Source organism: Burkholderia sp. AU33545 (assembly GCF_020419685.1).
Classification (GTDB): Bacteria; Pseudomonadota; Gammaproteobacteria; order Burkholderiales; family Burkholderiaceae; genus Burkholderia; species Burkholderia diffusa.
In genome coordinates this window covers 129,619-152,951 of the sequence record NZ_JAIZRQ010000003.1, presented here as the reverse complement: position 1 = coordinate 152,951, position 23,333 = coordinate 129,619, and the positions used below count along the sequence as shown (strand labels likewise).

The 23,333-nt window shown below is 67.9% G+C and carries 24 protein-coding genes and 1 riboswitch; of the genes, 7 read left to right on the top strand and 17 right to left on the bottom strand.

The window, feature by feature from the left end; genetic code table 11:
- Window positions 1-121 precede the first annotated feature (121 nt).
- The 5 genes from LGM71_RS10765 to LGM71_RS10745 all read right to left on the bottom strand — a co-directional run bounded on the left by LGM71_RS10765 (window position 122) and on the right by LGM71_RS10745 (window position 3,402).
- On the bottom strand, window positions 122-1,390 hold the full coding sequence (locus LGM71_RS10765; RefSeq protein ID WP_124621098.1) for an RNA polymerase sigma factor: 1,269 nt from the start codon (window positions 1,388-1,390) through the stop codon (window positions 122-124).
- Window positions 1,387-1,803, bottom strand: a complete 417-nt coding sequence (locus LGM71_RS10760; RefSeq protein WP_059601629.1) for a VOC family protein — start codon at window positions 1,801-1,803, stop codon at window positions 1,387-1,389. Before LGM71_RS10760 ends, LGM71_RS10765 begins: the two co-directional genes overlap by 4 nt.
- Window positions 1,804-1,838: 35 nt before the next feature.
- The gene (locus tag LGM71_RS10755; protein WP_059466553.1) at window positions 1,839-2,258 is read right to left on the bottom strand and encodes a YciI family protein; all 420 of its coding nucleotides are present in this window, start codon (window positions 2,256-2,258) and stop codon (window positions 1,839-1,841) included.
- A gap of 124 nt (window positions 2,259-2,382) precedes the next feature.
- A complete protein-coding gene (locus LGM71_RS10750) occupies window positions 2,383-2,736 on the bottom strand; it encodes a YciI family protein (RefSeq protein WP_059466554.1) in 354 nt (117 codons plus the stop codon).
- Between the two features lie 456 nt (window positions 2,737-3,192).
- Window positions 3,193-3,402, bottom strand: coding sequence for a hypothetical protein (locus LGM71_RS10745; protein WP_226114831.1), 210 nt, complete (start codon window positions 3,400-3,402; stop codon window positions 3,193-3,195).
- Here LGM71_RS10745 and LGM71_RS10740 point away from each other — a divergent pair.
- From LGM71_RS10740 to LGM71_RS10730, 3 genes are all read left to right on the top strand, one after another.
- A complete protein-coding gene (locus tag LGM71_RS10740; protein WP_059531622.1) occupies window positions 3,401-3,787 on the top strand; it encodes a DUF883 family protein in 387 nt (128 codons plus the stop codon). The genes LGM71_RS10745 and LGM71_RS10740 overlap by 2 nt on opposite strands.
- A gap of 51 nt (window positions 3,788-3,838) precedes the next feature.
- Window positions 3,839-4,423 carry a YSC84-related protein gene (locus LGM71_RS10735; RefSeq protein ID WP_059601628.1) on the top strand — a complete coding sequence of 195 codons (585 nt, stop codon included), beginning with the start codon at window positions 3,839-3,841 and terminating at the stop codon, window positions 4,421-4,423.
- A 231-nt stretch (window positions 4,424-4,654) separates the two neighbouring features.
- Window positions 4,655-5,707, top strand: coding sequence for an AI-2E family transporter (locus LGM71_RS10730; protein WP_059678859.1), 1,053 nt, complete (start codon window positions 4,655-4,657; stop codon window positions 5,705-5,707).
- A 9-nt stretch (window positions 5,708-5,716) separates the two neighbouring features.
- Here LGM71_RS10730 and LGM71_RS10725 read toward each other — a convergent pair whose 3' ends face one another.
- The 7 genes from LGM71_RS10725 to LGM71_RS10695 all read right to left on the bottom strand — a co-directional run bounded on the left by LGM71_RS10725 (window position 5,717) and on the right by LGM71_RS10695 (window position 11,655).
- Window positions 5,717-6,220 (bottom strand): thioesterase, encoded by a 504-nt coding sequence (locus LGM71_RS10725; RefSeq protein WP_226114830.1) that lies wholly within the window; start codon window positions 6,218-6,220, stop codon window positions 5,717-5,719.
- Between the two features lie 167 nt (window positions 6,221-6,387).
- Entirely contained in the window at window positions 6,388-7,404 is a 1,017-nt protein-coding gene (locus tag LGM71_RS10720) for an NADP-dependent oxidoreductase (protein WP_059601622.1), read from the bottom strand.
- A gap of 34 nt (window positions 7,405-7,438) precedes the next feature.
- The gene (locus tag LGM71_RS10715) at window positions 7,439-8,227 is read right to left on the bottom strand and encodes an SDR family oxidoreductase (RefSeq protein ID WP_124901326.1); all 789 of its coding nucleotides are present in this window, start codon (window positions 8,225-8,227) and stop codon (window positions 7,439-7,441) included.
- Window positions 8,228-8,238: 11 nt separating this feature from the next.
- Window positions 8,239-8,457 (bottom strand): hypothetical protein, encoded by a 219-nt coding sequence (locus LGM71_RS10710; RefSeq protein ID WP_174908564.1) that lies wholly within the window; start codon window positions 8,455-8,457, stop codon window positions 8,239-8,241.
- A 203-nt stretch (window positions 8,458-8,660) separates the two neighbouring features.
- Entirely contained in the window at window positions 8,661-9,248 is a 588-nt protein-coding gene (locus LGM71_RS10705) for a phosphatase PAP2 family protein (protein ID WP_226114829.1), read from the bottom strand.
- A gap of 80 nt (window positions 9,249-9,328) precedes the next feature.
- Window positions 9,329-10,645, bottom strand: coding sequence for an Nramp family divalent metal transporter (locus LGM71_RS10700; protein WP_059601616.1), 1,317 nt, complete (start codon window positions 10,643-10,645; stop codon window positions 9,329-9,331).
- Entirely contained in the window at window positions 10,594-11,655 is a 1,062-nt protein-coding gene (locus tag LGM71_RS10695; protein WP_124901329.1) for a helix-turn-helix domain-containing protein, read from the bottom strand. The genes LGM71_RS10700 and LGM71_RS10695 overlap by 52 nt, the downstream gene beginning before the upstream one ends.
- Before the next feature lie 458 nt (window positions 11,656-12,113).
- Between LGM71_RS10695 and LGM71_RS10690 the strand changes: the two genes are divergently transcribed.
- Window positions 12,114-13,034 (top strand): LysR family transcriptional regulator, encoded by a 921-nt coding sequence (locus LGM71_RS10690; RefSeq protein ID WP_124621076.1) that lies wholly within the window; start codon window positions 12,114-12,116, stop codon window positions 13,032-13,034.
- A 118-nt stretch (window positions 13,035-13,152) separates the two neighbouring features.
- Window positions 13,153-13,554, top strand: coding sequence for an OsmC family protein (locus LGM71_RS10685; protein WP_059466564.1), 402 nt, complete (start codon window positions 13,153-13,155; stop codon window positions 13,552-13,554).
- Between the two features lie 101 nt (window positions 13,555-13,655).
- Here LGM71_RS10685 and LGM71_RS10680 read toward each other — a convergent pair whose 3' ends face one another.
- Window positions 13,656-14,537 (bottom strand): Dyp-type peroxidase, encoded by an 882-nt coding sequence (locus LGM71_RS10680; RefSeq protein ID WP_226114828.1) that lies wholly within the window; start codon window positions 14,535-14,537, stop codon window positions 13,656-13,658.
- Between the two features lie 484 nt (window positions 14,538-15,021).
- Between LGM71_RS10680 and LGM71_RS10675 the strand changes: the two genes are divergently transcribed.
- A complete protein-coding gene (locus LGM71_RS10675) occupies window positions 15,022-16,884 on the top strand; it encodes an ABC transporter ATP-binding protein (protein ID WP_226114827.1) in 1,863 nt (620 codons plus the stop codon).
- A gap of 116 nt (window positions 16,885-17,000) precedes the next feature.
- A complete protein-coding gene (locus LGM71_RS10670) occupies window positions 17,001-17,714 on the top strand; it encodes a riboflavin synthase (protein ID WP_059601605.1) in 714 nt (237 codons plus the stop codon).
- 87 nt (window positions 17,715-17,801) lie between these two features.
- Here LGM71_RS10670 and LGM71_RS10665 read toward each other — a convergent pair whose 3' ends face one another.
- The 4 genes from LGM71_RS10665 to LGM71_RS10650 form a co-directional block, all read right to left on the bottom strand.
- The gene (locus LGM71_RS10665; RefSeq protein WP_124901333.1) at window positions 17,802-19,043 is read right to left on the bottom strand and encodes a voltage-gated chloride channel family protein; all 1,242 of its coding nucleotides are present in this window, start codon (window positions 19,041-19,043) and stop codon (window positions 17,802-17,804) included.
- Between the two features lie 79 nt (window positions 19,044-19,122).
- A riboswitch (Fluoride riboswitch) is annotated at window positions 19,123-19,225 on the bottom strand.
- Between the two features lie 60 nt (window positions 19,226-19,285).
- The gene (locus tag LGM71_RS10660; RefSeq protein ID WP_226114826.1) at window positions 19,286-20,305 is read right to left on the bottom strand and encodes a chemotaxis response regulator protein-glutamate methylesterase; all 1,020 of its coding nucleotides are present in this window, start codon (window positions 20,303-20,305) and stop codon (window positions 19,286-19,288) included.
- Window positions 20,302-22,617 carry a hybrid sensor histidine kinase/response regulator gene (locus LGM71_RS10655; RefSeq protein WP_059601599.1) on the bottom strand — a complete coding sequence of 772 codons (2,316 nt, stop codon included), beginning with the start codon at window positions 22,615-22,617 and terminating at the stop codon, window positions 20,302-20,304. Before LGM71_RS10655 ends, LGM71_RS10660 begins: the two co-directional genes overlap by 4 nt.
- Window positions 22,614-23,318 (bottom strand): chemotaxis protein CheW, encoded by a 705-nt coding sequence (locus tag LGM71_RS10650; protein ID WP_059601596.1) that lies wholly within the window; start codon window positions 23,316-23,318, stop codon window positions 22,614-22,616. The genes LGM71_RS10655 and LGM71_RS10650 overlap by 4 nt, the downstream gene beginning before the upstream one ends.
- Between the last annotated feature and the right edge of the window lie 15 nt (window positions 23,319-23,333).

Below are 23,333 nucleotides of genomic sequence, written 5' to 3'. Positions count from 1 at the left end.
CGGGAATAAGGGACAAGTTGGCGGGCGCGTCGCCGGGTGGGTCGGCGTTTCGCTCGAGATTCGGCTTCCGGGCTTCCGGCGCCACGGCCGGTGCACTCGCACCGGCGTCGCTCGTCATGCGTCACGCATCCGTCGCACGCTTCAGCAGCAATTCCCTTTCGCGTTCGTTCCGGGTCAATTCCGCCGCACGACGGAACTCGACCTTCGCTTCGTCGGCGCGGCCGAGCTTCGCGAGCAGGTCGCCGCGCACGCTCGGCAGCCAGTGATAGCGGGCGAGCGCCGGATCGTCGCGCAGCACGTCGACGATTTCCAGTGCCGCGGCGGGCCCGAACGCCATCCCCACCGCCACCGCGCGGTTCAGCTCGACGACCGGCGACGGCGCGACTTCCGCAAGCGCGTCGTAGAGCGCGACGATTTGCGCCCAGTCCGTTTCCGATGCGTGCCGCGCGCGCGCATGGCACGCCGCCAGCGCGGCCTGCAGCGCGTACGGGCCACGCATGCCCCCGAGCTTCGTCGCCCGCTCGAGCGCGGCGAGGCCGCGCCGGATCAGCAGCGGATCCCAGCGGCTGCGGTCCTGGTCGAGCAGCAGCACGGGCCGCCCCTGCGCATCGGTCCGCGCGTGCATGCGCGACGCCTGCAGTTCCATCAGCGCGACGAGCCCGAGCACTTCGCTTTCATCCGGCACGAGCCCCGCCAGCACGCGGCCGAGACGCAGCGCCTCGTCGCACAGCGCCGGGCGCGTCCAGTCGTCGCCCGTGGTCGCCGCATGGCCTTCGTTGAACACCAGGTAAATCACTTCGAGCACCGACGCGAGCCGCGCGGGCCGCGCATCGGCGGCCGGTACCTCGAACGGCACGCGCGCCGCCGCGAGCGTGCGCTTCGCGCGCACGATGCGCTGCGCGATCGTCGGCTCGGGCGACAGGAACGCGCGCGCGATCTCGCTCGTGGTCAACCCGCCGAGCAGCCGCAACGTCAGCGCAACGCGCGCGTCGGTCGACAGCACCGGATGACACGACGTGAAGATCAGCCGCAGCAGGTCGTCGCCGATATCGTCGGCGCTCGCATCGGCGAGTGCGTCCGCGATGTCGGGGACGACATGCGCTTCGAGCGCGTCCATTTCATGCCCGAGCTGGTCGCGCTTCGCCGCATGCAGCGACTCCTGCCGGACACGGTCGAGCGCGCGCCGCTTCACGGCCGTCATCAGCCACGCGGCCGGGTTGTCGGGCACACCGTCGACGGGCCAGTGCTCGAGCGCCGCGACGAGCGTGTCCTGCGCGAGCTCCTCGGCCACGCCGACGTCGCGCACCACGCGCGCGGCGCGGGCAATGATCTTCGGCGCCTCGATCCGCCAGACCGCTTCGATCGCACGGTGAGTCGCCTCACGCGTCACGACGCCTGCCCCTGGGCGGACGCATCCAGCGGCATGGCCATCAGCTCCCATGCGTGACCGTCCGGATCGTCGAATCCGTGGCCGTACATGTTCGGATACTCGCGCGGCGCTTGCGGCGCGGACCCGCCGGCCGCGAGCGCCTTCGCGACGATCGCGTCGACCTCGGCGCGGCTGTCGCACGACAGGCACGACAGCACCTGCACCTGCGTCGCCGGATCGACGATGGTCTTGCCGGTGAAGGTCTGGAAAAACGGCCGCACGAGCAGCATCGCGAAAATCGTGTCGCTGATCTTGATGCAGGCGGCCTGTTCGTTGGTATAGGCCGGCACGACCTCGAAGCCGAGTGCCTGGTAGAACGTCTTCGAGCGCGGCAGGTCGGCCACGGGCAAGTTGATGAAAACCATCTTGTGCATGACGGATGCTCCGGTGAGATTGGATTCGCGCAGAATCAGGCGTGGGTGCGGCCGACGTGGAGATCGCGAAACCGCTCGACCGCGTCGCTCGGTGTGAGGTCGTCGAGCTCGAACAACGGCCGCACCTCGATCTCGCAGTCCATTTCGGCACCGAACGGCGCCGGAAACCGGCGCGTCCACTCGAGCGCCTCGTCGCGCGAGCGCACCTGGATCAACGTGTAGCCGGCAATCAATTCCTTCGTCTCCGCGAACGGGCCGTCGACTACGGTGCCCTTGCCGCCGGTGTACCGCACGCGCCAGCCGCGCGCGCTCGGCCGCAAGCCGTTCGCATCGAGCAGCACGCCGGCCCTGGCCAGTTCCTCGTGGTAGACCGTCATCGCCTCGACCAGCCGGTTGTCCGGCAACGCATCGGATTCGCTGACGGCGTTCGCCCGGATCATGATCATGAATCGCATCGCTCACTCCTTGTCATCGGTGAAAAGGGCGTCCGCTCATCGGCGCCTTATCCGGACGACGGGCGGCAGACCGCCGGATCGACGTGCCGCGCGACGAATCAGGGTAAATACCGAGACGCAGCTGTCACAGGAAGCACGGGCCGACCGCGCGCACTTCGACCGTGCACCACTGCGCGGCCGGACACTGGCGCGCAATCTCGATCGCTTCGTCGCGCGTGTCGACGTCGACGATGAAGAAGCCGCCGACCATTTCCTTCGCCTCGGCAAACGGGCCGTCGACGAGGCGCGTCTCGCCTTCGCGCACCTGCACGCGCGTCGCGCGTTCGGAGCGCTCCAGCGACTCGACGCCGCGCAGCACGCCGCGCGCTTTCAGCGTCTCCGCGAAATCGACCATTCGCGCGTACAGCGCCTGCCCGTCTTCGAGCGTGCGTTCGGCGCGCTGGCCGGTCGGTTCGACAATCAACAGCATGTAGGACATGGAATTCTCCTGTGGGGGCCGTGCGCGCAAGCGTTCGGATCGCAGGCCGGAACGACGTGTCAGATGCGAAGCGTAGCAGCCTTGGCCGGCCCTGCCGTCATCGTTGGCCGTTCGGCACTGGCCTGATGGCCAATTCGATCACAACACGCGATGTTGCCGTCAGGATGCTTGCACGAACCTTCGAATTTTCTTCTCGTGGAGCGCGCCTTGTCACGCCTGCCGCCGCTCATGCTTGCCGCCTCGCTCGTCGTCTCCGCTGCGCGCGCTCGAATCCAGTCGTCAGCGACCTGGCGCTGGACGACAGTGCCGCCTGAGCCGTCGCGGGCACAAACCCTGCTCCACGAAGAAATGGACGACTAGTGCAATTGCATGGGTCTGGCAGATGCAACGGCACTATTTACCTGACGCATCGCGCGACGCCATATTTACCGGACTTTCATGTCGCGCAACGGCTCGCTACGCCGTTTTGCCCGATGCGCGAAATTTTTTCAACCACTGCCCCGCCCCGTCGCGCGGGGCTTCCCGGGAAACTTGCCGACGAATTGAAAATTTGTCTCGAAACTCAATTGGCTGATGTGAATCACATTGGTTGCTGGGATTGGTCTTATCTTCAAATTGGCCTGCAAATCCGGCCAGCAAATCAAATCCAAGGAGGATAAACATCATGGCGCTCACTGACTCGATCGAACACAAGCTGGACCGCGGCCTGTCCGATATCCGTCGTACCGGCCGGCGCGTGGGACGCTCGGCGCGCTCGGCCGCCCGCGACCTGCATGCGGACGTATCGGACGATCTGCGCGGGCTGGTCGATGAACTGGAAGACCTGCTGAAGAACGACGGCGACGGCGATATCGCCGCGCTGCGCAAGCGCGTGCAGTCACGGCTCGACGAAGCGCGCAGCACACTCGACTACGCGTCGGGCTCAGCGGCCGCCCGGCTGCGCGATTCGGCCGAGCGCGTGTCGCAAGCCGTGCACGACAACCCATGGCAGACGGCGGGCGTCGTCGCGGGCCTCGCGTTCGTCGCAGGCCTGCTGCTTGCCCGCCGTTGAACGGGGCTGGCCGCCCATCCGTTCTCAACCCGACAACGAAGGAGAAACGCCATGCAGAAGTCTCTCGCCCTGAAAGCCGCCGCCGCCGTCATGCTCGGCAGTCTCGCCCTTGCCGGTTGCACCACCACGCCGGACAAACCCGACAACGCATCGGCCAGCGCGTCGAAACGCGAGTCGATCGATGCGAGCGTGAACGCGACGCTGTCGCGCCTCTATTCGACGGTGCCGGGCTCGCGTGAGCTCGTTGCGAAATCGCGCGGCGTGCTCGTGTTCCCGAACGTGCTGCAGGCCGGCTTCATCGTCGGCGGCCAGTCCGGCAACGGTGCGCTGCGTGTCGGCGGCAGCACCGTCGGCTACTACAACACATCGTCGCTGTCGGTGGGCCTGCAGGCCGGCGCGCAATCGAAGGCCATCGTGTTCCTGTTCATGACGCAGGATGCGCTCGACTCGTTCCGCAAGTCCGAAGGCTGGTCGGCCGGCGCCGACGCCTCCGTCGCGGTGGTGAAGGTCGGCGCGAACGGTGCGGTCGACTCCAATACGGCCACCGCTCCAGTCGAGGTGCTTATCCTGACCAACGCGGGCCTGATGGGCGACCTGTCGGTCAACGGCACCAAGATCACCCGGCTCCACATCTGACGCGTCGACACGGCCCCACGGCCGATTCGCTTCCCGGCAACGCCGCGACTCCGGTCGCGGCGTTTTCGCGTGCGCCGCGCGCGGCGGCTATGATGGCGGCACCTTTGCGGGCATACTGCCCATCGGGCCGCCCTGCGCGCGCTTCACCGCGAACCCGTGACGTTCGCGAGCCGATCGCGCCCGAGGCAACGAGATTCAATCAAACCAGGCATCAATCTGCGCGAACCATCCATGGAAAGCGGACACGACCACCAAAAATTCTTCTATTTCCTGCTGTTCGCGGTCACCGTCGGACTGTGCTGGATACTCGCGCCGTTCTCCGGCGCCGTCTTCTGGGGCACCATTCTCGCGATCCTGTTCCAGCCGGTGCAGCGCTGGCTTGCCGCGCGCTTCGGCAAGCGGCGCAACCTCGCCGCGCTCGTGACGATGTCGCTGATCATTCTGATCGTGATCCTGCCTCTCGTATTCGTCGCGGCGACGCTCGTGCAGGAAATCGCGTACGTGTACCAGGAGCTGAAGAGCGCGCAACCGAATTATTCGCAGTACTTCCATGACATCATTCACGCGCTGCCGACGTCGATTCAGAACCTGCTGCAGAAATACGGGCTGACCAACATCCCCGGCATCCAGAAGAAGCTGACCGACGGTGCCGCGCAGATCAGCCAGTTCGCGGCAACCCAGGCGCTCAGCATCGGCCAGAACACGTTCCAGTTCGTCGTCAGCTTCGGCGTGATGCTGTACATGGTGTTCTTCCTGCTGCGCGACGGCGGCGAGATCGGCCGCCGCGTGCGCCGCGCGATGCCGCTCGACGAAGAGCACAAGAACCTGCTGCTCGCGAAGTTCACGACGGTGGTACGCGCAACCGTGAAGGGCAACATCGCGGTCGCGCTCGTGCAGGGCGCGCTCGGCGGCCTGATTTTCTGGATCCTCGGGATCGAGGGCGTCGTGCTGTGGGGCGCGCTGATGGCGTTCCTGTCGCTGCTGCCGGCGATCGGCGCAAGCCTCGTGTGGGTGCCCGCCGCGCTCTACTTCCTCGCGATCGGCGCGATCTGGAAATGCGTGATCCTCGTCGCGTTCTGCGTCGGCGTGATCGGCCTCGTCGACAACCTGCTGCGCCCGATCCTCGTCGGCAAGGACACGAAGATGCCCGACTGGGTCGTGCTGATCTCGACGCTCGGCGGGATGGCGCTGTTCGGCATCAACGGCTTCGTGATCGGGCCGCTCGTCGCCGCGCTGTTCATGGCGAGCTGGGATATTTACGCGCGAGCCGAACAGGGCGAATGACGCAACGCGTCACGGATGTCGAATCCTGATCACGACGGGCGCCACGGCGCCCGTTTCCATGTCCGGCTCCGCGACCGTCAGCACGCCGCCATACGGGCCGACACGATACGCGCGCCCCGAATCCAGCGGCACGATTCGATCGTCGCGCGCATCGCGCCATGTCGCGCGAACCTCCGCTCCCGCGGGCCGCGAAAGCGGCTGGCCATCGAGTTCCACGAGCGCCACATGCGCGCCGGGCAGGCGCCGGCCATGCGCATCGAACCGGAGTGTCGCCGCGGTCGCACGGCTTGACGCCCCGATCGACGGCGCGTCGAATCTCACGTCGTACAGATCGACGAGCGCACCGCTGAATCGCACGATGCCATTCGCGTACACCGGCTCAGCCGCACCCGCGCCCGACATCGCGAATGCGATGCCGAACCCGGCTGCGACGCTCCGCAGTCTGGCGTCGATGCACCGCTTCGTTCGATCGCGCACCGCCGCCGGTGCTACCGGCCCCGTCTTCGTTTGCATGTTTCGCCTCCCGTTTTTGCCGTGCAAATGAAAAACGGCGGCGTGACGCGCATGTCACGCCGCCGTTTGCTGGCAATTACTTTAAGGAGAGCGGCCGGAACGATATATGGGATACGTCCTAAATTGATCCCGGACTATGCAGACTCAACCCGCGCGAGCGCGGCAGCTCATGCGTCCGGATCGACGCGCAGCACGAGCTTGCCGCGATGGTCGCCGTCGAACAGGCGATTCAGCACGTCGGGCGCATTCTCGAGCCCGTCTGCGACGGTTTCCTCGGCCTTGAGCCGGCCGTCGCGCAGCCATCCGGCGAGCGTCTGCACGGCTTCGCGGCTCTTGCGGTAGTCGAGGATCAGGAAGCCGCGCATCGTGATCCGCTTCGAGATCAGCACGCCGACGTCGTCCGCTGCGCGGCCGCTGTTGTAGTTCGAGATCACGCCGCACAGCGCCACGCGCCCGCCGATCACCATCCGCGACAGCACCGCGCGCATCACCTCGCCGCCGACGTTCTCGAAGTTTACGTGCACGCCGTCCGGCGTCGCTGCCTTGAGCTGCTGACGAAAATCGTCGGCCTTGTAGTCGACGGCCGCGTCGAAGCCGAGCGTCTCGGTCAGGTAGCGGCACTTGTCCGCGCCGCCCGCGATCCCCACCACGCGCGCGCCGTGGATCTTGCCGATCTGGCCGGCGATCGAACCGACCGAGCCGGCCGCCGCCGACACGACGAGCGTCTCGCCGGGCTGCACCGGCGCGATGTCGGTCAGCCCGTAATACGCGGTCAGGCCGCTCATCCCGCACGCGCCGAGCAGCGTCGGCAGCGGCAGGCCCGACTGCGCGGGCAGCTTCACGAGCTGCGCGGCCTGGTCGGCTGGCACGACCGCATAGTCCTGCCAGCCGACCAGCCCCTGTACGAGATCGCCTGGCGCGAAACCCGCATGGCGCGACGCGACCACGCGCCCGATGCCGAGCGCGCGCATCACCTCGCCGATCGCGACGGGCGGCAGGTATTGCGGCACGTCGCTCATCCATACGCGGTTGGTCGGATCCATCGACAGATACAGCACGCGCACGAGCACTTCGCCGTCGGCGAGCGCCGGCACCGGTGTTTCGACGAGCGAAAAGTGTTCGCGGCCGACCCGCCCTTCCGGGCGCGTCTTCAGAAGCAGCTGGCGGTTCACGGGTGTCGACATGATGTTCTCCTCCGGTTGTTGTCGTCGATGCGCGTCAGACCGCGCACATGCCGCCGTCGATCACGAGTTCGGCGGCCGTCACGAAGCGGCTTTCGTCGGATGCCAGATAGACGGCCGCATGCGCGACGTCGTCCGGATCGCCGAGCCGGCGCAGTGGAATGCCGCGTGCGAGCTTGCGCGTCGCATCGCGTTCGCCGAGCGACTGGAACAGCGGCTCGACGATGCCCGTGCGAATGAATGCCGGGTGAATCGAGTTGCAGCGCACGTCGAGCTCGCGGCGCGCGCAGTCGATCGCGACCGACTTCGTCAGCGACGCGACCGCGGCCTTCGACGCGTTGTACGCCGTGAAATCCGGCTCGACCTTGAACGCGGCCACCGACGAGATGTTGATGATCGACGCCGGGTGGCTTGCGCCCAGGTACGGCAGCGCGTGCTTGCAGCCGAGCACGATGCTCTCTACGTTGATCGCCATCACGCGCCGCCATTCGTCGAGCTGGATCTGCGCGGGCGCGCCGATCGACCCGACGCCGGCATTGTTGACGAGCACCGACACCCCGCCCATCGCCTCGTTCGCCTGCGCGAGCAGCGCCTGCCAGCGCGCCTCGTCGCGCACGTCCTGTGTGGCCGCGAACGCCACCGGCGCCGCGTGCCCCGCGTTGAGTTCATGCGCGAACGCGTCGAGCACCGCCGCGTCGGCGATGTCGGTCAGGAACACGCGCGCGCCCTGCTCGACCATCCGGCGCGCAATCGCGCGGCCCAGGCCACCGGCGGCGCCAGTGATGTACGCGCACTTGCCTGCGAGGCGCGGGGAAACGACTGTCATGGAACCTGCTCCTATCGTGAATCGTCGAGGCGGACCGGTGCCGCGACGGCGGTTGCCGTGCGCCGGCCGACCGCCGCATGGTTTGCGCGAGTATAGCGAGCCGGCCGCACCGCGCCGGACAAATCGGGCAAGCCGCCGCTGCGGCCACGATCGAACGAACGCCAGCGTACGCGATTGCCGGCGATCGATGAAATGAATATTCGTAATGCCCAGTCATAGACACGGTTCATGACCTTCGTATCTCCGGGCGACGGGACGAGCCTGTTCCGCGCGCCGGAATCACCGCGAATATCGATTCAATGAAGGCAGAACGCCGGATTTTGACAATGACGAGGAAAGAACGGGATGAGAGTCGGAGGTGCCGCCACCGCGGGTGACCACCTCACCTGACACCGTGACACCGGGGGCGCTGGCGCCCCGGAAAGAACGGCCATCAGGACCCGTTGCCGGACGTGCGCATGAATGCGCAGAACTGCGGGGAATGCGTATCGATCATCTGCTGGAACGGTGCGCGATTCCCGTACGCGATGCCGGACACGAGGAGCAGGCAGACGGCTGCGATGCGCGGCGAGACCGAGCGCTTGTGCGACCGATCGTAGATCCGCAGGAACACCAGCGCGACCAGCGCGCCGAGCAGCCAGCCGACGACGACTTCGGGAATCGTGTGCGAATGGTCGAAGACGCGCGCGACGGCCGTCACCGCGCCGACAGCGAGGCCCGCCGCCACACCCGGCACCTTGTCGGCACGGAAGGCCTGCCACAGCATCGACAGCGCGACGGTCCACACGGACGTCGACAGCATCGTATGGCCGCTGATCACGCGGAAGTCGAACTGCGGGATTTCGACACCGCAGCCCGCATAGAGAATCTTGGTCGCCCCGACCAGGCTCATGCCGGCCGCGAGCAGCACGATCCAGCGCACCGCGAGCCGCCAGTCGGACAACGCGAGCCAGACCGCGCAGGTCAGCGCGACCGGCAGGGTCAGCGCGGCGTCGCCGATGTTGCTGATTTCACTCCACATAACGGACGTCGAACGGCTGGCAAAACGCGCAGTTTAACGCACGCGCGCCACGTGCCTGTTTCAGCCTGTGACAGGCTGTATCAAGCCGCGACACCCGTAATCAGCAGCAGGTTCGTGCCGGTGATGACGGCGAACAGCGTCCACGCGGCGACCTGCATCCTGCGGCCGATCGCATGCTCGCCCATCGTGTCGCGATCGCTCACCGAGCGGATCAGCGGCCACATCGCGAACGGCAACTGCAGGCTCAACAGCACCTGGCTCCAGACGAGCAGTTGCCCGACCGAGTTCTCGCCGAGCCACAGCACGCCGATCAGCGCGGGCATCAGCGCGAGCCCGCGCGTGATCAGCCGGCGCTGGTAGCACGGGATTTTCGTGTGCAGGAAGCCGTCCATGATCACCTGGCCGGCGATCGTGCCGGTCAGCGTCGAGCTTTGCCCCGACGCGAGCAGCGCGATGCCGAACAGCAGCGCGGCCGCGCCGCCCGCGATCGGCGTGATCAGCCGGTACGCCTGTTCGATGTCGGTCACGTCGTGCTGGCCGGTCGCATGAAACGCCGCACCCGCGACGACCAGGATCGCCGCATTGACGAGCATCGCGACGAACAGCGACACGCAGGTGTCGATCCGCACCAGCGCGAGCGTGTCGCGGATCAGGCCGCGCGCGCCGCCGACGACATGACGCGTCTGCACGACCGACGAATGCAGATACAGGTTGTGCGGCATGATCGTCGCGCCGACGATACCGAGCGCGAGCACGATCGCGTCCTTGCGGTCATGGCCCGGATCGCCCGGCACGAGTCCCGCCGCGACCGCATGCCAGTCGGGAGGCGTGATCGCGACCTGCGCGACGAAGCAGAACGCCATCGTCGCGATCAGCCCGAGCACGATCGCCTCGATCTGCCGGACGCCCTTGCCCTGCAGCCCGAGGACGATCACCGTGTCGAGCGCGGTGAGCACGATTCCCCACGCGAGCGGCACGCCGAGCAGCAGCTTGAACGCGAGCGCGCAGCCGAGCACTTCGGCGATGTCGCACGCGATGATCGACACCTCGGCGGTCACCCACTGCACGATGCGGCCGAAGCGGCCATAGCGGTCGTAGCTGGCCTGCGCGAGATCCTTGCCCGCGACGAGGCCGAGCCGCGCGGCGAGCATCTGCAGAAAGATCGCGGCGAGGCTCGAGAACGCCACGACCCACAGCAGCGAATAGCCGAATTGCGAGCCGGCCTGAATGTCGGTGGCCCAGTTGCCGGGATCCATGTAGCCGATCGCGACCAGCAGGCCCGGGCCGAAGAAGCGCTTGAGCTTCATCCAGCGCGACGCGCCGGCGTCGATCGTGATGCTGCCCTTTACTTCCGACGGGCAGAAGGGGGCGGTGGCGGTAGTGGGGAGCAAGGGCATGGAAACCGGGGATCGTGATCGCGACACGGTGATTTTACGGTCATCCGCCCCGTTTTCTCCCGCGCATCGACACGCGCGCCCCGGCTCGCCCGCTCGCCGCCGGATTTCGCGGGCCGCGGCACGAGTTGCGGATCGGCCGCGCCGGCGCCGTTCGTCAGGATCCGCTCGCGCTCGGCGACGCGAAATTCGGTCGGTGATACCTGCAGGCGCTGGCGAAACAGCTTCGCCAGACGCTCGCCGCTGCCGAAGCCCGTGCGCCGCGCGACCTTGTCGGCCGGCAGCGTCGTGTGGATCAGCATGTGGCATGCGCGCTCGAGCCGCACGTGCTGCACGAACTCGGTCGGCGTCACGCCAATTTCCTTCTTGAAGCGCCGCAGGAAATTGCGCTCGCTCATCGCGGCCGTCTGGGCGACTTCCGCGATCGAAATGCGGTTCGCGCTCTGCGCGCGCAGCCGTTGCGCCGACATCCTGATCGACGGGCTCGCGCTCAGCTCGCGAAACGCCCACATCGACTGCGCGTAGCGCTGCTCGACCGGCCGCATCAGGTTGCTGGCGATTTCCTGCGCGGCGCTGTCGCCGAGATCGGCGCGGAACATGTCGAGCACGGCCGCGAACACGTCGGCCTCGCCTGCCTGCAGTTCGATCGTGGCCGCCGCGCCGCGCGCGCGACCGGTGCGCGCGTGACCGGCATCCGTCTGCCGCTGCGACGCCGCGAGCGTCGACAGATCCATCGCATCGACGATCCATCGCGCATGCCGGCGGATGTCGCTCAGGCGACGCCGCAATGCATCGTTCCAGTTGATCGACGCGCGGTCGCCATGAAGATGAATGAACGCGAGTGCACGAGGGCCGTGCTCGTCGCCGAGCGGATCGGCGGCGATCTGCACGCCCGACGACGACTGCAGCAACCCCCCGCTTTCCGATACGTACTTCAACTCGTAATCCGCACTGAACGCGTGCAGGCGATTCGCCAGGTTGAAGGCCTCGCCAAGGCGCGCGGCCTGCGCCAAGGAAAACCCCGTACTCAAATAGATTACGACCCACCTCTGATCTGCTGCTTCCACTGCCAAGCCCCCGGACTTTTTCGACTTCTTGTAATACCGTCGAACTGTCAGGCTTATATTTGGTTTGAACTCGTGCGACAGCGACGGCTATTTCGAAATATGAAGCGACGGCATCTTAGCCGAACGGGTCGTGTCTTTGGCATGAAATGGCAGACCGGGACAGTATGATGGCGGATTTCAACAGGCTGTCGCCGACCGCTGGTGCGGCCGCGCGGAAATGCGCATGCCGATGGGCAGGCTCGCATCGTGCGCATGATTCGCGTCGCGCATCGGATGCGCGCACGCACGTATCGTGCTCGATCGTCATCGACACGCATCGATCGTCGCTCTGATGCACGCACCCGCGTTCCGTTGTTCGCGCATCCCGTAGAATCGCTCCACCGTCCACCACGCCGACTTCGTCCGTGCCCGCCGATCATCGTCTCGACCTGAACCTGTTCCGCGTGCTCGATGCCGTCTACGTGCACGGCGGCATCGGCGCGGCCGCCCGTGCGCTGCACCTGACGCAGCCGGCAGTCACGCATGCGCTCAACCGTCTGCGCGCGCATTTCGACGACCCGCTGTTCGTCCGCCAGGGCAACCGCGTCGTGCCGACCGAGCGCACGCGCACGATCATCGCGGACGTGCAGCTTCACCTCGCCGGCCTGCAACGCGCCGTGCGCGCCCCGTCGGCATTCGACCCGGCGACGCTCGACCTGAGCATCGCCGTCGGCATTCGCGACGTGCTCGAATCGATCGCGCTGCCGCAGATCGTCGCCGCGTTCGCCGACGAAGCGCCGGGCCTGCGATTCGTGAGCCGCCGCATCGCGGTGCACGACATCGAACGCGAACTCGCGTCAGGCAATCTCGATCTGGTCGTCGATCGACGCGTGCAGACCGGTCCGCGCATCGCGACCGAACACCTGCTCGACGATTCGCTCGTCGTCGCGATGCGGCACGATCATCCGTTGACCGGCGGTCCGCTGCGGCGCGGCGACTATTTCGCCGCAGGGCATGTCGCGGTGTCGTCGCTCGGCGAACCGCAATCGCTCGACGTGCTGCTCGGCAACGACGGGCGCCTCCGTCACATCCAGCTCGTTTGCCAGCATTACTTCGCCGCCTGCCAGATCGCCGCGACGGGCGACCTGCTGCTGACGCTGCCGCGCACGTATGCGCTGCGCATGGCGGCGATGCTGCCGATCGCCGTGCAGCCGCTGCCGCTACGGCTCAAGCCGTTTCCGCTGCTCGCGTACTGGCACGAGTCGCGCGAAACCGACCGCGCGCACCAGTGGGTGCGCGAACGCGTCGCCATGCTCGTGCGCCGCAGTGCCGGCGTCGCCGGCTGATCCTGGCGAGCCCCGCCGACGCGCGCAGCGCCCACGATTTTCCGCGAGACGGTATGCTGGCGGCTCGTACGCCGCATCGTCGCGGCCGCCTCTTTCCCCGCTTGCCGGAGTTCTTGCCATGCCGCTCATCCATGCTGCCGCCACCCTCGCCGCCGACGCACCCGACTACGTCGTCCAGCTGCAGGCCGGCACGCACGCGCTGACCGGCGACGAAGCGCCGCGCGAAGGCGGACAGGGCCTCGGGCCGGCGCCGTTCGAGTTCGTGCTGGCCGGCCTCGCGCAATGCACGGCCGCGACGCTGCGCATGTACATGCAGCGCAAGACGTGGCCGGCCGTGCGCATCGACGTGCGCACCGAACTGCACGCCGATCGCGAAGGGCAGCAATACGTGCGCCGCGTCGTGACGCTCGACGGCCCGCTCGACGATGCGCAGCGCCAGCGGCTCGCGGAAATCTGCGAGAAGACGCCAGTGACGCTGTTCATCAAGCGCGGCACGCGCATTGAAACGACGCTGAACTGACGGGACGACGCACCGCGCCGCACACGATCGATACGCAACAAGTGAAACGGGCGGGCCGCGCACGATGCGCGGCCCGCCCGTTTGCGGATGTCGTCCGGCGTTTACAGTCCGAGCGCGGACAGGTCCAGCTTGCCGTCCTTCACCGGCGGGCACCAGAAATACGCGCCCGTCAGCGGTCGCGTGAAACGGAACAGGCCGTCGACGATGCCGTCGTCCGCGCCGCTCATCCGGCGCATCTGCACGTCGAACGCGCGGAACGAACGGCCGAACGCGACGAAGTAGAGCCCCGCGCGGCGCGCGTCGGACCACGGCGACGAACGGCGCAGCATGAACGCCTCCGGCTCGAAGCTCTCCTGCGCGGTGCGCTTCACGTGCGCGAACTCGGGCGCATCGTCGAGTTCCTCGTTGTCCGAGCGGCGGCGACCGATGATGTGATCCATGTCGCCGGACGCAATGCGCTCCATCTGGTCGAAGTCGTGCAGCCATTGCTGAACCGCGACGAAGCTCGAACCGTCGAGACCCGCGCCCTGCCCCGTGACGATCGCCGCGGCCAGCGCGTCGTCGCCGCTCGGGTTCTCGGTACCGTCCTCATAACCCGACAGGTCGCGATCGTTCGAATAGCGGAACCCGTCGACCGCGTCCTGCAGCGCGAACGCCGGCGCAAGCGCCCGTTCGATCGTCCGCGCACGCAGCACGAGCTCGCCGCGATCGTCGCCGCGCAGCCAGACCCAGACGTCGGCCGGCGTGATCGGCAGCGTGCGGTCGTTCACCGCGAACGCCGGATATTCGGTGAGGCCCGGGACCGGACGCCCGAGGTGTGCGGCCAGCGCCTGTCCGAAGCCCAAGACCGTGTCGCGCCCGTCGACGAGCTCGCGCAAAGCCCTCAGCGCCGCTGCCACGTTGCCGTCGTTCGAAATCGTGAAAGTGAGGTATCGGGCCGCCGTGTCGATCGGAGCCAGGATGCCTTGCTGAACGTCGCTCATCGTTTCCTCAGGAATGTATCGGGGTGAATCCGCGGGGCCGCAGCGGCCGGCGCGCAACGGCAAAGTGTAATCGATGCGGCCCGCCGACCCGTGCGGCACCGCACCGCGGAATCCGCACGAAAAAGGGCCGAAACCCCGAATACTAACCGTATCGACGCTGCAACGCGGCATTCGTCAGACGTTGCAGCGACTCCGGCACTGCTGATAAAATCCCTTCACGTCTTTTCGGCGTCCTTTCAACCGTTCACTTCAGGGAGGTGCAGATGTTCCGAATGCCAGCAGCCTTCCCGAACGTGGTCCCACGGCGCGGCTGATCCAGCCCGTCGTCCGCGCCGGCTCCCGAGTGCTCCGCTAACTCGACGGCCCGCGCATTTTCCGACAGTCCGTTTCGTTTCGCCCGCGTCGTCCGCGCGGCCGGACTGTTGCGTTTTCGACGTTCTCCGAACCGGAAAGTCCCGTCGCGCGATGCGCCGGGCAACGATACATGACCAGAAAAACCACCCATCAGGGCGGCCAGGCATTCCAGGCCGTCTTCGGCTTCACGTTCCGCTACTGGCGCAAGCAGCCGGTACGCATCGCGACGATCACGACCTTGGCGCTGCTCGGCGCGCTTGCCGACGTGCTCACGCCGCTGTTCGCCGGGCGCCTCGTCGATGCGCTGTCGATCGGCCTGACCGACCGCGCCGCCGCGTGGCATTCGGCCGTCGTCGCGTTCGGCACGCTCGCCGCGCTCGGCATCGGCGCGACGCTGCTGCGGCAGGGCGTCTATCTGAACATCATTACGCTTACGCTGAAGATGATGAGCGAGATCGCCGCCGCGTCATTCCATCGCGTGCAGCGTTTCTCGACCGACTGGCACGCGAACAGCTTCGCGGGGTCGACCGTGCGCAAGATCACGCGCGGGATCTGGGCGCTCGACCTGTTGAACGACACCGTGCTGATCGCACTGCTGCCGTCGGTCACGATGCTCGTCGGGGCGACGGTGCTGCTCGGCACGCACTGGCCGGTGATGGGGTTCGTCGTCGGCGCGGGTTCGCTGCTGTACATCTCGGTGACGGTCACCGTGTCGCTCGGCATCGTCGCGCCGGCCGCGCGGCTCGGCAACATGTGGGACACGCGCATGGGCGGCGCACTCGCGGACGCGGTGAGCTGCAACGCGGTCGTCAAGGCGTTCGGCGCGGAAACGCGCGAGGAAGCGCGGCTCGCGCGCGTGATCGGCAAGTGGCGCCAGCGCACGCGCCGCACGTGGGTACGCGGCACGCTCAACGGCGGGTTGCAGGGTGCGATGCTCGTCGCGATGCAGGCGGCGATGATCGGCGTGGCGCTGCGGCTGTGGGCGAACGACGAAGCGAGCGTCGGCGACATCGCGTTCTCGCTGACGATGTTCTTCATGCTTCAGGGCTACCTGCGCGACGTCGGAATGCACATCCGCAACCTGCAGCGCTCGGTCAACGACATGGAAGAGCTCGTCGCGCTCGAGCGCCAGCCGCTCGGCATCGACGATCTTCCCGGCGCGCCGGCGATCCGGATCGGGCAAGGCGAGATCCGCTTCGAGCACGTGACGTTCCGTTACGGCAACCATCCCGTGCCGCTGTACGACGACTTCTCGATGCGCATCGCGCCCGGCGAGCGTGTCGGCCTCGTCGGCCATTCCGGGTCGGGCAAGACGACGTTCATCAAGCTGATCCAGCGTCTGTACGACGTGTCGGGCGGCCGCATCACGATCGACGGCCAGGATATCGCGCAGGTGCGGCAGGATTCGCTACGCAGCCAGATCGCGATCGTCCAGCAGGAGCCCGTGCTGTTCCACCGCACGCTGGCGGAGAACATCGCGTATGCGCGCCCCGACGCGAGCCGTGCGGAGATCGAGCGCGCCGCGCGTCTCGCCAGCGCGCACGACTTCATCGTCGCGCTGCCGGACGGCTATGACACGCTCGTCGGCGAGCGCGGGATCAAGCTGTCCGGCGGCGAACGCCAGCGCGTCGCGATCGCGCGCGCGTTCCTCGCGGATGCACCGATCCTGATCCTCGACGAAGCGACGTCGAGCCTCGACAGCGAAAGCGAGGTGCTGATCCAGCAGGCGATGGAGCGGCTGATGGTCGGCCGCACGACGCTCGTCGTCGCGCACCGGCTGTCGACGGTGCGCTCGCTCGACCGCCTGCTCGTGCTCGATCGCGGCAAGGTGATCGAGGAAGGCAACCACGACGCGCTGATCCGCATCGACGGCGGGATTTATCGCCGGTTGTTCGAGCGGCAGGCGCTGGAGCTGGCGAAGGGCCTGATCGATTCGCCGCAGCGCACGGTCAACGGCGATGCCGGCCCGCGGGGGCAGCCGGCGGAGGCTTGATGGCAACCCGATTGCGGCCGGACGTGCGGTGCACTGCCACCGCGCTTCCGGCCCCGACGCCGCCCGCCGCGATCACTTATCATACCGGCCAGGCAATTTGCGACCAAAGGCGGATCATGTTTACAGGCATTGTTCAGGGTGTTGGCGTCATCAAGGCCATCAAGGATCACGGCGAACTGAGAACGTTCAGCATCGAATTCCCCGAGCGGTTCACCACCGACATCGAGATCGGCGCGAGCGTCTCGGTCGACGGCGTCTGCCTGACGGTGACGACCATCCACTCGCCGCTGCTGATCGACTTCGACGTGATGTTGCCGAGCCTGAGAATCACCACGCTCGCCGACCTGACGACCGGCGCCCGGGTCAACGTGGAACGGGCCGCGAAGGACGGCGCGGAAATCGGCGGGCATCCGCTGTCCGGTCACGTCGACTTCATGGGGACCATCCTGCATATCGCGTCGTCCGAACACAACCGGATGATCCGCATCGGCGTGCCGGCCGATTTCAAACGCTATGTGTTCGCGAAGGGCTATATCGCGATCAACGGCTGCAGCCTCACCGTATCGGACGTCAATCGCGACGAAGGGTGGTTCGAAGTCTGGCTGATTCCCGAAACGCGACGCGCGACCACCTTCGACGCCAAAGGCGTCAACGACAAGGTCAATATCGAAATCGAGCGCAGCACCCAGGTCGTCGTGGATACGATCCGGGAGTCGGTCAAGGAAACGCTCGGGGAACTGACCGGTGTCGTGACGACCTTGCTCGCGGAGAAAGGCATCGACATCGAGGAACTGCTCGCGCGCAACGTCGCGAAACTGCCGAAGGCGTGACGGACGCGCCCCGTTCCCGGTGATCGGCGCGATCACCGGGTGTCTGTTTCCGTCGACACACGGCGGTCGGCCGCCCCGCCCGCGCCGTCAGTCCGCCTCCACCCGCGCCCCCTTCCCCACCGCCACCCGCTGCGATCGATAAATCCCCGCGTGTCCGGAAAACAGATAGGCGACCACGCAGGCGACGATCGCATAGACGCCGATATCCGCGCCGAACAGTTCGATCGCCATGATCGTCGACGCGACCGGCGTGTTGGCCGCGCCCGCGAACACCGCGACGAAGCCGAGCCCCGCGAGCACCGGCACCGGCAGCGCGAGAACCTGGCCGAGCGCGTTGCCGAGCGTCGCGCCGATATAGAACAGCGGCGTCACTTCGCCGCCCTTGAATCCCGACGCGAGCGTGACGACGGTAAACGCGAACTTGCCCGCGAAATCGTAAGCCGGCAGCGGCCCGTGAAACGCGGCCTCGATCGTCGGGATCCCGAGCCCGAGATACTGCGGCACCTTCAGCACGGTGGCGGCCACCGCCACCAGCGCGCCGCCGAGCACCGGCTGCAGCGGCGCGTAGCGCACGACGCGGCGAAACCATGCGCTCAGCGCATGCGTCGCGAACGCGAACAGCCGGCCGACGACGCCGAACGCGACACCCGCGACGACCGTCGCGATCAACCCCGAGGCCGACACGGCCGGCACGAACGGAATCGCATAAACGGTGTGATGCACGCCCCACGCGCGGCACACGATGTCCGCGACGATCGCCGACGCGACGCAGGTCAGCAGCGCGTCGTACCGCACGCGGCCGATCGCGAGCACCTCGAGCCCGAACACGGCGCCCGCGAGCGGCGTGCCGAATACCGACGAGAACCCGGCCGCGATGCCGCCCATCAGCAGCACGCGCCGGTGCTCGCGATCGAGCCGGAACAGGTGCGTGACGCGATCGGCGAGCGCGCCGCCCATCTGCACGGCCGTGCCCTCGCGGCCCGCCGACCCGCCGAACAGGTGCGTGACGACGGTCGCGACGAGCACGAGCGGCGCCATCCGCTTCGGCACGAGCGCTTTCGGGTCGTGAATTTCGTCGATCAGCAGGTTGTTGCCGCGCGCGACCGACTGGCCGAACCGGTGGTAGACCCAGCCGGTCGCGAAACCGGCTGCCGGCAGTCCCCACAACAGCCACGGATGCGCGACACGCGTGCCGGTCGCCCACTCGAGCGCGATCAGGAACCACGCGGAAGCCGTGCCGGCCAGCGCACCAAGCAGGGCGGAGAGCGCGAGCCAGCGGCACACGTAGCGCACGGTCGCGAAAAAATCGGCAGAAGTCGAGAAAAACATGATTTCCAGATTCGACGGGACATCAAAACCTGGGCGGCAGAATACCGCATGGACGGCCTGCGACCTCCTGACAACCCAGGAACACGCAGGCATCATCAGCCGGGTCACCGGCGGTTGAGGGCCGAGCCGCGCGCGACGCGCCGGGATCGACCGCAGGGAGGCATGCCATCTCCGCAGGCGGTAATTGTACGCGACGCCGCGCGGCGCGCGCAATGCAGCCCCGCCGGGGCCGCCGCGCGCCGTCAGTCGCGCGGCATGCGCGTCACGCGCGAGATCAGCTGCGGCGCGATTCGCTCGAGCGGCAGGATCGCCGATGCGGCACCGATCGCCGCGGCCGCCTTCGGCATCCCGTAGACGGCACTCGTCGCCTCGTCCTGCGCGATCGTGTAGCAACCCTTCGCACGCATCGCCTTCAGCCCCAGCGCCCCGTCGCGGCCCATTCCGGTCAGCAGCACGCCGAGCGCGTCGCCCTGCCAGCCGTCGGCGACGCTGTTGAAGAACACGTCGATCGACGGCCGGTACGGCGTCTCGGCCGGATGCCGCGTATAGCCGAGCACGCCGCGCGGCGACATGTACAGGTGATCGTTGGTCGCCGCGAGCAGCACCTCGCCCGCCCGCGGCACACTGCCCTCCCTCGCGACCCGCACGGGCAGCTGCGTATAGCCGTCGAGCCACTCCGCCATGCCGACCGCGAACGCCTGGTCGACGTGCTGCACGATCACGAGTGCAGCCGGAAAATCGGCCGGCAGCGCACGCAGCAGCGCGGTGAGCGCGGTCGGCCCGCCCGCCGACGCGCCGATCGCGACGAGCGTCGGCAGGCCGCGCGCGGGGGCCGGGCCGGGCGGCACGAGCGTCATGGTCCGGCTTTCGAGCAGCCGGCCGATCTGGTCGATCTTCGCGAGCAGCGCCTGCGGCGACGCGTCGGTCGACAGCCCGAGCGCGAGCGTCGGCGTGTCGACCGCATCGAGCGCGCCGGCACCCATCGCCTCGTAGACCGACGACGTGTTCGCGCTGACGCTGACCGTCACGATCAGGATCGCGCACGGCGCGCGCGCCATGATCTGCCGTGTCGCCTCCACGCCGTCGACCTTCGGCATCACGAGATCCATCAGCACGAGATCGGGCGGATGGGCAATGCAGAAATCCACGGCCTCGTCGCCGTCGGTCGCGACCCACAGCACGCGGTGGTCCGTGCGCAGCGCGAGCACGCGGCGCAGCGCCTCGACGGCCAGAGGCAGATCGTTGACGATGCCGATGTTCATCCGCGTGCGTCCCCGATCAGGTCGTGCACCGCATCGAGCAGCGCCTCGTCGTGGAAACTGCTCTTCGCGAGGTAGTAATCGGCGCCGGCATCGAGCCCGCGCCGGCGATCCTCGTCTCGATCCTTGTACGACACGATCATCACCGGCACGCGCTTGAGCATCGGGTCGTTCTTGATCAGCGTGACGAGTTCGATACCGTCCATGCGCGGCATGTCGACGTCGGTGACGACGAGATCGAACGCGTCGCTGCGCACCGCGTTCCAGCCCTCCATCCCGTCGACCGCGACCGTCACGTCGTAGCCGCGCTTTTCCAGCAGCTTGCGCTCGAGCTCGCGCACCGTCAGCGAATCGTCGACGACGAGCACGCGGCGGCGGCGATCGACGAGCGCGAGTTGCGGATCACGCGTGAGCCGCGCGAGCTGCCCGCCACGCACGAGCTTGTCGACCGAGCGGATCAGGTCCTCGACGTCGACGATCAGCACCGGGTCGCCGTTCTCGAGCAGCGCGCCGGCCGCGATGTTCTGGATCTTGTGCAGGCGGCTGTCGAGCGGCTGCACGACGAGCATCCGCTCCCCGAGGAAGCGGTCGACCGCGACGCCATACAGCTCGGGTTCACCGCCGACGACCACGACCGCCGTGCTCGTGCGCGCGACGTCGGGCTCGCCCGCGTCGAGCAACTGGTGTGCGGCGACGAGGCCTGCGCGCCGGCCGTCGAACGGGAAATGCGGCTGCCCTTCGAGCACGTCGATATCGTCGTGCGCGAGTTCGAGCGTGCGGCGCACGTGCGCAAGCGGAAACGCGTACGGCTCGCCGCCGACCTCGACCAGCAGGCTGCGGATCACCGACAGCGTGAGCGGCAGCTGCAGCACGAAGCGCATGCCCGCGCCAGGCTCGTTGAAGATGCGCACCGCGCCGCGCACGCCGCGCACCATTTCCTGCACGGCGTCGAGGCCGACGCCGCGCCCCGACACGTCGGTCACCGCATCGCGCATCGAGAAGCCCGGCAGCAGCAGGAATTCGAGCAGTTCGGGATCGGACAGCCGCGCGGCCGTCTCGTCGTCGGTCAGGCGCTGGCGCACGACCGCCGCGCGCAACGCGTCCATGTCCACGCCCGGCCCGTCGTCGATCACGCTGACGAGCAGCGAGCCGGCGCTGTGGCGCGCCTCCAGGGTGACGCTCGCCTCGGCCGCCTTGCCGCGCGCCCGGCGCGCGTCGGGCGATTCGACGCCGTGATCGATCGCGTTGCGCAGCAGGTGGCCGAGCGGCGCGTCGAGCAGGTCGAGGATGTCGCGATCGACCTGCGTGCCTTCGCCGACGATCGAGAAGCGCACCTGCTTGCCGAGCGAGCGCGCGAGATCGCGCACGATGCGCGGATACGCGCGCGTCGCGTCGCCGAACGGCCGCATCCGGCACTGCAGCGCCTCGTCGTACAGCTGCTCGGCGATGTGCGTGCTGCGCCGCTCGAAGCGATCGAATTCGTCCATGCGCTCGGCGAGCGAGCGCTGCAGGTCGTTGAGCATGTGCCGCACTTCGTTCACCGACGCGAGCACGCCCGCGTCGAGATCGTCGGCAAACTGTTCGTACAACAGATCGAGCGACCGGGCCGCATCGCGCTGCGCGCGCTTCACGCGCAGCATCGACTCCGCGAACGGCTTGAGCCAGCGCGATTCGACGAGCGACTCGCCGGACAGGCTCAGCAGCCGGTTCAGCGTATCGGCCCGCACGCGGCGCATTGCACCCGCGCCGGCCGCGCGGCCCGCCTGGACCGGATCGGGCACGGCCGCCGACACCGCGAGCGGCGGCACCGCGGCGCCGGCCCCCACGGATTCGTTCGCGGCGCCGTCGTGCTCGCGAAGCGGCACGACGAACGGCGGTGCCGGCGGCGGCGCGAACGCCGGGGCCGAGGCCGGCATCGCGTGCGCGCCGTCGGCACCTGTCAGCGCCAGCGCGAACGCCTCGATCTCGGTCGACGACACGGGCTGCGCCTCCGGATCGGCGACGCGCACCAGCAGGTCGACGCCGGCGAGCAGCACATCGATGTGCGTGGCCGTCAGCGCGATCGTGCCGGCCTGCGCGGCGACGAAGCATTCTTCCATGCGCCCCGCGATGTCGACACCGAGCGGCACGCCGACGATACGTGCGGCACCCTTCAGCGAATGCGCGGCGCGCATGCACGCCTCGAGCGCGACGGAGTCGGGCTCGCCCGATTCGAGCGCGAGCAGGCGTTCCGACAGCGCCTGGGTCTGCGTGCGCGTCTCCTCGCGATACAGCTCGAGCAGCGACAGGTGGCTCAGATCGTCATCGCCGCTCATCGCATGCTCCGTGTCACGGCGTCGAACAGCCGATCGTCGTCGAGCAGGCCTACCGACTTGCCACGCCACGACAGCACGCCGCGCGACAGGCCGGCGCTCGCGCGCCCAACCGTCGCCGGCACCGGCACCCATTCGGATGCGCCGAAGCGCAGCACGCCCTCGACTTCGTCGACCGGAAACACGACCGGCTCGCCCTGATGCGCGGCGACCAGCAGCCGCGTGAAACGGCCGTCGCCACCGCCGTTGCCCCCCTTGCCCGCGTCGAGGCCGAGCAGCGCGCCGATCGAGATCGCGATGCGCAGCGTACCGCGAATGTTGACCACGCCGCGCACGGCCGAATGCCGGCGATACGGCAGCGAATGGATCGGGCGCGTGCCGGCGATCTCGCGCAGCACACCGATCGGCAGCGCGAGCCATTCGTCGGCGACGCGAAACACCAGCGCCGCCTGGCATGTATCGTCTTTGCCGTGCGCGCGGGTCGCGTCGAACGCGCTGATCCGCTGCGTGGCGTCGGCCATCTCGGCGATGGCGAGCGGGCGTTCGAGCAGCTTCGCCGCGTGATACGCGTAGACCGGACAGTTCAGGCAGCGCAGGCAGTCGGCCAGCCGCTCGCACGAGCGATCGCCGCGTGTGCCAATCCGGTTCCAGCAATCGTCGACGCCGATCGTCGTGTCGTCAGTGGCAACGGCGTCGCGGTTCATTCTTTCCTCGGTCAT